Raw genomic sequence first — 5,786 nt, forward strand, 5'->3', positions numbered from 1 at the left:
ATGCTTTAATAAAGGTATCTTGCAAAACATCCTTTGCCTCTTCAACATCACATAAAATGGAGATACAGTATCGAAGAAGTGACTTGCTATACGTATCTATTACTTCTTCAAGTGCTCTCTCATCTCCGTTAACAAAGGCATGTAATGTTTCCTGTTCTAGCAACTTTGGCCCTCCCTCAAACTAGTATTTACTTTGTATAACGTTACATTTGCGATGTTTGTGACATCACCAGAAGTTAACTGAAAAGCATTATACGGATATGAAGGAATTAACAAAAGCGATATTGAATGAACTGATTGACAAGGTTGTGGTGTAATGATGCCGAGAAGATAAACGGCAAGCGCGTACAGCGCATTGAAATTTACTACCGATTCGTCGGATTAATTTGTGAAAAACTGAACTATCCTAACAAGGAGGTAAAATAAGTGGATCTTTTTAAACCATTGTTTAATGAAAAGAAACTGCATAAAAATTTTTTATCAATTCAAAACGATATGACTATACAAAAAGTGTTGAATTCATGGCAGAGAAAAAATATTTAACGATCCTCAAGTATTGGAGGAGTACACTGATTATGAGAAGATTGTAAGTCGTGCAACTCCTCGGATTTTGCAAGCAATTAAGGAAAAGTATGGTAAGTACACAAGGGACTATTCAGAGAATCCTGAATGTAAGAATAATCCTTTTGTTGTAGCTGTCGGAACCTATGAGCAACCATTTTTTTTCATACAAAATACAAATGCTATTAGAAGAGTATTATACACATACGATGTACCTGAGTATGTTGAACATGGTGAAGAAAGAGTGATTCTTGGCCAAACTATTACAACAGGTGCCGGAACAGCATATTCCATGCCTATGTGGTACGAAGCAATTGGTGCAACTCCAACAATTACATTGGCTGCAACTCCAAATGATACTGGGTCTGTAGCCATTTATGATGAGAGTGGTACAAAAATTAGCACGTTTACCGTTTCTGGTTCAACTGTCACTTTTACATCTGGAGTTGTAGCTGGTCAGAAGGTTGAAGTTCGAACATATACATATACTACAAATGCCCAAACTCAGACTATTTTGATTGATAACAGCATCTTTGCTAAGGGTGTGAAAGCTGTACTTGAAACACTAGAAATTGAGTCCGAAACAGAGGAAGCAGTCGCCAAATTGCAATGGCATTTTGATCGTGCAATTCCTTCGGGTAATTTCACAATTTCTACTGCATCTGCAAAAGAGGCAAGCACCACTTCATTCAATTTACGCGTTGTTAAGCCTTCAAGTTCTACTGTTGTAGGTAAGTCGTTGCGTATTCCAATTGCATAAACTATTTGGTGATTTGCAGAGAGGGTTAATTCCCTCTCTTTTTTATTTTTCTTTTAAACAGATGAAAATTCGTCTTTTTAAAAGTGGAATAAAGATTTCCACTCAAAAGAATAGGACTGACTAGCTATCAGCATTGATAAGGTGACTACTCTCAGTTTTGGGCTGGTGGAATATAAAGTACCACTTTATTCGTTGCCAATTAACAAAAATATCCTGTAAAATTGATATAACAATTAACAGGAGTGTGAAAACATGTTCGCTAGAAAACTGGTAATATTCTTATTAATATTCACATCTATTATTGTTTCAGGATGTGCTGGACACGAAGTTGAAGTATCACAAAAACCTTTACCGACTGGAAGTATTGATAATTTTGAGCGCGATACTCAAAATTTGGTTAAGCTTTTTTCAAGTAAGAAAGACAAATTAGAGCCATTTACACAAGATGAAACAAATATGATTAAAACATATTTGAATCAATATGACGATAATCCTCGGTTAAGTGAGGATCAAGCATCAACAGTACTCGATATAGAAATCCTTGAAATAAGTTATGGAATTTATCAATCATACAAAGATAGCAAAGAAGACGATAAAATTAAAACTTCAAATCAATCAATAAAAAATTATTTTAATGGTATAAGTCGATTGGAAAAATAAGAAATAGCCAGTTTATAAAAAAATCTGCAACAGTTGCAAAAAGATTGTGGACTGTTGCCGCTGAAACATAATGCCCAATTGCTGATGGGGTTGCCTGTCCGAGAGTTGCTGAATATAATGACCGTATCACAGAAAAGGAAAAGGATGCTTCCCATGGATGTGGGCCTGCGGGAACAGGCTCACGGGATGCATCCCCAACTCAACATGGTCATTGTATCAAACTATGAGCTGGATGAGAAGTCACCCGGTGTTTGTTAGGTGTGCAGAGAGGGTACCTGTTCGCCGCCGGATTGTTTGTCGGCGAAAGAGCAGGAATTCGCCATTCGGAATGGCGGCAGCCATCCCATCAATTCACCGCCAATAGCCTAATCCCTTCTGTACAATGACGGAGGATTAGGCTATTTTGTTTATAAAAAAGGAACCTTTTGGCGAGGAGCATCGGGAGCATTCTCTCAAAACACATGTCTAAGATACTCCACTTTGGCCGTTCATGCAAGGCTTATTTACGTATGTATGGGGAGCGAGCACCCGAGATCAAACTCTGTTGCGAAACGTGCGGACACTCTCTTCATAAGCATGGACGCTACTACCGATCCGTGACGACGAAATATCGTCTTGAACAGATTCCCATCTACCGTCTGTACTGTCCCGACTGCGGGAAAACCACATCTCTGCTGCCGGATTTCCTGGTGCCATGGGCACGCTTTGCAACCTGGGTCCGGGAGGCGGCGATTACCCGGAAACTACGGGGATTCTCGTATCGACAAGTGAGGACAACGACGACCGTACCGGCTGTTCGTTACTCCCACAGCACGATCAAGAGATGGTGGAGACGTCACCTCCAAACGGCCTCTTCCGTCTCCTTATGGATTGCTGAGCAGTTGATCTCCTCCGGATTCGATGGAGACCTTCTCCAGACGTATCCTTCCCGAGTGGCGGCCAAGCCCGTGGATACGCTCATTTGGCTTCAACAACTGGTAGCCCTCTATACCCCTGCTCCCCTTTGGAGACAGGGGGTTGGGTCATGGCTCAATCCGCAATTGCCGGGTCCGGGGTTTCTCTAACCCAGCTTCTTTTCGTCCCGCCATTAAGCCATACAAACGTCAAACGCCGCTTTAACGCCCATCGAAGACAGGAAAATCCTGCCGATTCCGCCCGAATCCCACAACATATGCCTCCTCCTCAGGCCCCCGGTACCTATGGGATACTGTCTGAGACTTGGACAGAGAGGAGACGATTTCATGAACGACCAGGAACGACAGGCGATCGCCAACTTTCGTTATGGCTTGATCGCACCGATCGTCAGCCGGAAGTTGGAGGCGGGCGAACAAATGGCTTTAATGCGGGAAATTGCCAGCCATGTGTACAAAGCAACTGATGGAGGGGAAAAACGGGTTAGTCTCCGAACACTCGAACGGTACGTTCACGACTACCGAACAGGCGGCTGGGAAGCACTCCTTCCCTCGGTTCGGGCAGACAAGCTGCAGGCCCGAGAGATTCCGAAGGATGTCCTCACGAAGGCGATCGCCCTTAAACAAGAGCAGCCCGGCCGCAGCGTCCGGCAGCTCATCGCCATCTTGGAATTGGCTCGGTTCGTCGAACCGGGGACACTCAAGGAAAGCACGCTCAGCAAGCAGCTTCGGCACCGCGGTATGACACGCAAGGCCTTGCTAAACAGCAGTTGGAGCGAATTCCGCCGCTTTGAGGCGACGCATCGCAACGCCCTCTGGCAAGGCGATGTGCAGCATACCCTCCATCTGCCGCATCCGGATAAACCAGGCAAAAAAGCGTTGGCTTACCTCGTTATCTTCATCGACGATTACTCGCGCTATGTGCTGCACGGCCAATTCTATTTCGAAGAACGCGTGGCGCGACTGGAGGACTGCATGAAGAAGGCGATCCTCAAGCACGGCATTCCGGAAACGATTTATGTCGATAACGGTGCTATCTACTCGTCGCACCACTTCGAACGAATCTGCGGGCGATTGGGGACCGAGCTTCGGCACAGTCGCCCTGGACGCCCCCAAGGACGCGGGAAGCAAGAGAAGTTCTTTCGTTTCGTGGACCAGAGCTTTGTGCCAGAAGCGTATGGCCTGATTGAACAAGGCAAGATCCAAACGTTAGCCGACTTAAACCGTTTCTTCTCCGCGTGGCTCGAGATTGCTTACCACCAGAAGATTCATAACAGTTTCAAACAGCGTCCGGTCGATCGGTACCAAAAAGATGATCACCCGATCCGGACAATCCCGCCCCACGAACTCGCCCTCGTGTTTCTGCTCGAGGAAACCCGCAAGGCGGATAAAACGGGTTGTATCTCCTTACTCGGCCAACCCTTTGAGGTGGAAACCAAACTGGCCCGCACATCGGTGCAGGTTCGGTTCGACCCGCATGATCTCAGTCTGATCCAGGTATGGAGCGATGGCATTCGTTGTGAGGACGCCAAACCGCTGAAGTTGCGAGATCCAAAGCGAAACACCAAGAAGCCCGAGACGGAAAGGGCCGCCCCACCGCCTCCCCAAACCGGACTCAACTATGTCGAGCTCTTGGTGGAAGAACAACGAAGGCAGCATCGTGAGGCACAAGGGGCAGCGCTCTCGCTGGCGATGAAGGTAGGGAACGGCCATGATTAAACGTTTCTTTGGCTGGGAGCGCACGCCGTTTACAAGAGAGATCGAGACGCGGCATCTCCATCGCTCTCCGCGTTTCGAGGAATGTGTGGCACGAATGCAGTACATGGTCATGACACGGGCCATTGGTTGCGTCACCGGCGAGATCGGTTGTGGGAAGTCTACGGCCATCCGCTATCTGAAAGACCAACTGGATGCGAACAAATACCGGTTCATTTACTTGTCTGATGCGCATCTAAAGCCAAGGGACTTCTACCGGGAGCTCTTGCACCACTTTGGTTTGCCGCCGAAATTTTTACGCAGTGAGGCAAAACGGCAGTTTCAGCATCTGGTATGGGATCTGTACGACACCCAGCAGAAAGTGGCCGTCATTGTGGTCGACGAGGCGCACCTTCTCACCGGCGATATGCTACAGGAGATTCGATTTCTGACGAACTTTCAAATGGATTCGGTATCCCCGCTGGCACTGCTCTTGATCGGGCAACCGGAATTGCAAGCGACCCTGCAGCTTCGAGTTTTTCGGCCGATTACTCAGCGGATGAACATCCGTTTCCACTTGGAGGGGCTCTCCTTACAAGAGACCCGAGATTACATCGGGCACCACCTCGAAGTAGCCGGCAGCACGCATCCGGTGTTCACGACGGAAGCAATGGATGCGATTTATGCGCATACGCGTGGGATAAGCCGGGAAATTAACAACGTCTGTACGGCCGCTTTGCTTGAAGCCGTTCTTCGTAAGGACAAGCTGATCGATGCGCTTCACTTAAACCGTGTGCTGACGGAATTTAAGGAGCAGTGAGGGAGATGGAAGCCTACGAACTGCGATTTCACGGGGAAAGCGAATGCTGGAGGGTGTACAGCGGCACCGGGCTGCTTTACTCCCTCCATTGCGGAGATGCCATGCTGTTTCAGGTTGGCGAGTACTTCCTCCCGTCCAACCTCGAGCTCGATACCGAATGGTACGTGAAGTTTGGTGAAGCGAGGTTCTGGTTACACCGGCAAGCCACGTACCGAGTTAAGCCGATTTTTTAAAGCCTGTTCTCTGGAGCAGGTCTTTTTTTGTTGCCGACAGCCATGACGCCGTTATTCGATCGCCTGAATATGTGGCGGTGACGAAAGCAAAAAGCCACCGTCAATGGCGGTTCCGAATTCACCGTCAAAGTAAGTGGCTGATGACA

8 protein-coding genes are annotated in these 5,786 nt (G+C 47.3%); all 8 read left to right on the forward strand.

Features of this window, described 5'->3' with window-relative positions:
• The first annotated feature begins 260 nt into the window (after window positions 1-260).
• The 8 genes from PKO02S_RS33725 to PKO02S_RS31465 all read left to right on the forward strand — a co-directional run bounded on the left by PKO02S_RS33725 (window position 261) and on the right by PKO02S_RS31465 (window position 5,640).
• Window positions 261-317, forward strand: coding sequence for a hypothetical protein (locus PKO02S_RS33725; RefSeq protein WP_218033982.1), 57 nt, complete (start codon window positions 261-263; stop codon window positions 315-317).
• On the forward strand, window positions 307-426 hold the full coding sequence (locus tag PKO02S_RS31435; protein ID WP_281280491.1) for a DUF4368 domain-containing protein: 120 nt from the start codon (window positions 307-309) through the stop codon (window positions 424-426). The genes PKO02S_RS33725 and PKO02S_RS31435 overlap by 11 nt, the downstream gene beginning before the upstream one ends.
• Window positions 427-556: 130 nt before the next feature.
• Window positions 557-1,321, forward strand: coding sequence for a YomU family phage tail tube protein (locus PKO02S_RS31440; protein WP_127589151.1), 765 nt, complete (start codon window positions 557-559; stop codon window positions 1,319-1,321).
• A 252-nt stretch (window positions 1,322-1,573) separates the two neighbouring features.
• Window positions 1,574-1,981: a hypothetical protein gene (locus tag PKO02S_RS31445; RefSeq protein WP_127589153.1), complete on the forward strand. Its 408-nt coding sequence runs from the start codon at window positions 1,574-1,576 to the stop codon at window positions 1,979-1,981.
• A 509-nt stretch (window positions 1,982-2,490) separates the two neighbouring features.
• Window positions 2,491-3,045, forward strand: coding sequence for a DUF6431 domain-containing protein (locus PKO02S_RS34060; protein WP_373865259.1), 555 nt, complete (start codon window positions 2,491-2,493; stop codon window positions 3,043-3,045).
• A 177-nt stretch (window positions 3,046-3,222) separates the two neighbouring features.
• A complete protein-coding gene (locus PKO02S_RS31455; protein WP_164821813.1) occupies window positions 3,223-4,611 on the forward strand; it encodes a DDE-type integrase/transposase/recombinase in 1,389 nt (462 codons plus the stop codon).
• Window positions 4,604-5,407 (forward strand): ExeA family protein, encoded by an 804-nt coding sequence (locus PKO02S_RS31460; RefSeq protein WP_127589159.1) that lies wholly within the window; start codon window positions 4,604-4,606, stop codon window positions 5,405-5,407. The genes PKO02S_RS31455 and PKO02S_RS31460 overlap by 8 nt, the downstream gene beginning before the upstream one ends.
• A 5-nt stretch (window positions 5,408-5,412) precedes the next feature.
• Window positions 5,413-5,640 carry a DUF5348 domain-containing protein gene (locus PKO02S_RS31465; protein WP_127589161.1) on the forward strand — a complete coding sequence of 76 codons (228 nt, stop codon included), beginning with the start codon at window positions 5,413-5,415 and terminating at the stop codon, window positions 5,638-5,640.
• The last annotated feature ends 146 nt before the right edge of the window (window positions 5,641-5,786 follow it).

The organism is Paenibacillus koleovorans NBRC 103111 (genome assembly GCF_004000845.1).
GTDB classification, from domain to species: Bacteria; Bacillota; Bacilli; order Paenibacillales; family NBRC-103111; genus Paenibacillus_AA; species Paenibacillus_AA koleovorans.

What these genes read in the sequence shown, in the direction of transcription:
- PKO02S_RS31445 (WP_127589153.1), top strand. Translation starts at nt 1,574, where the DNA reads ATGTTCGCTAGAAAACTGGTAATATTCTTATTAATATTCACATCTATT.
- PKO02S_RS31460 (WP_127589159.1), top strand. Translation starts at nt 4,604, where the DNA reads ATGATTAAACGTTTCTTTGGCTGGGAGCGCACGCCGTTTACAAGAGAG.
- PKO02S_RS31455 (WP_164821813.1), top strand. Translation starts at nt 3,223, where the DNA reads ATGAACGACCAGGAACGACAGGCGATCGCCAACTTTCGTTATGGCTTG.
- PKO02S_RS34060 (WP_373865259.1), top strand. Translation starts at nt 2,491, where the DNA reads ATGTATGGGGAGCGAGCACCCGAGATCAAACTCTGTTGCGAAACGTGC.
- PKO02S_RS31465 (WP_127589161.1), top strand. Translation starts at nt 5,413, where the DNA reads ATGGAAGCCTACGAACTGCGATTTCACGGGGAAAGCGAATGCTGGAGG.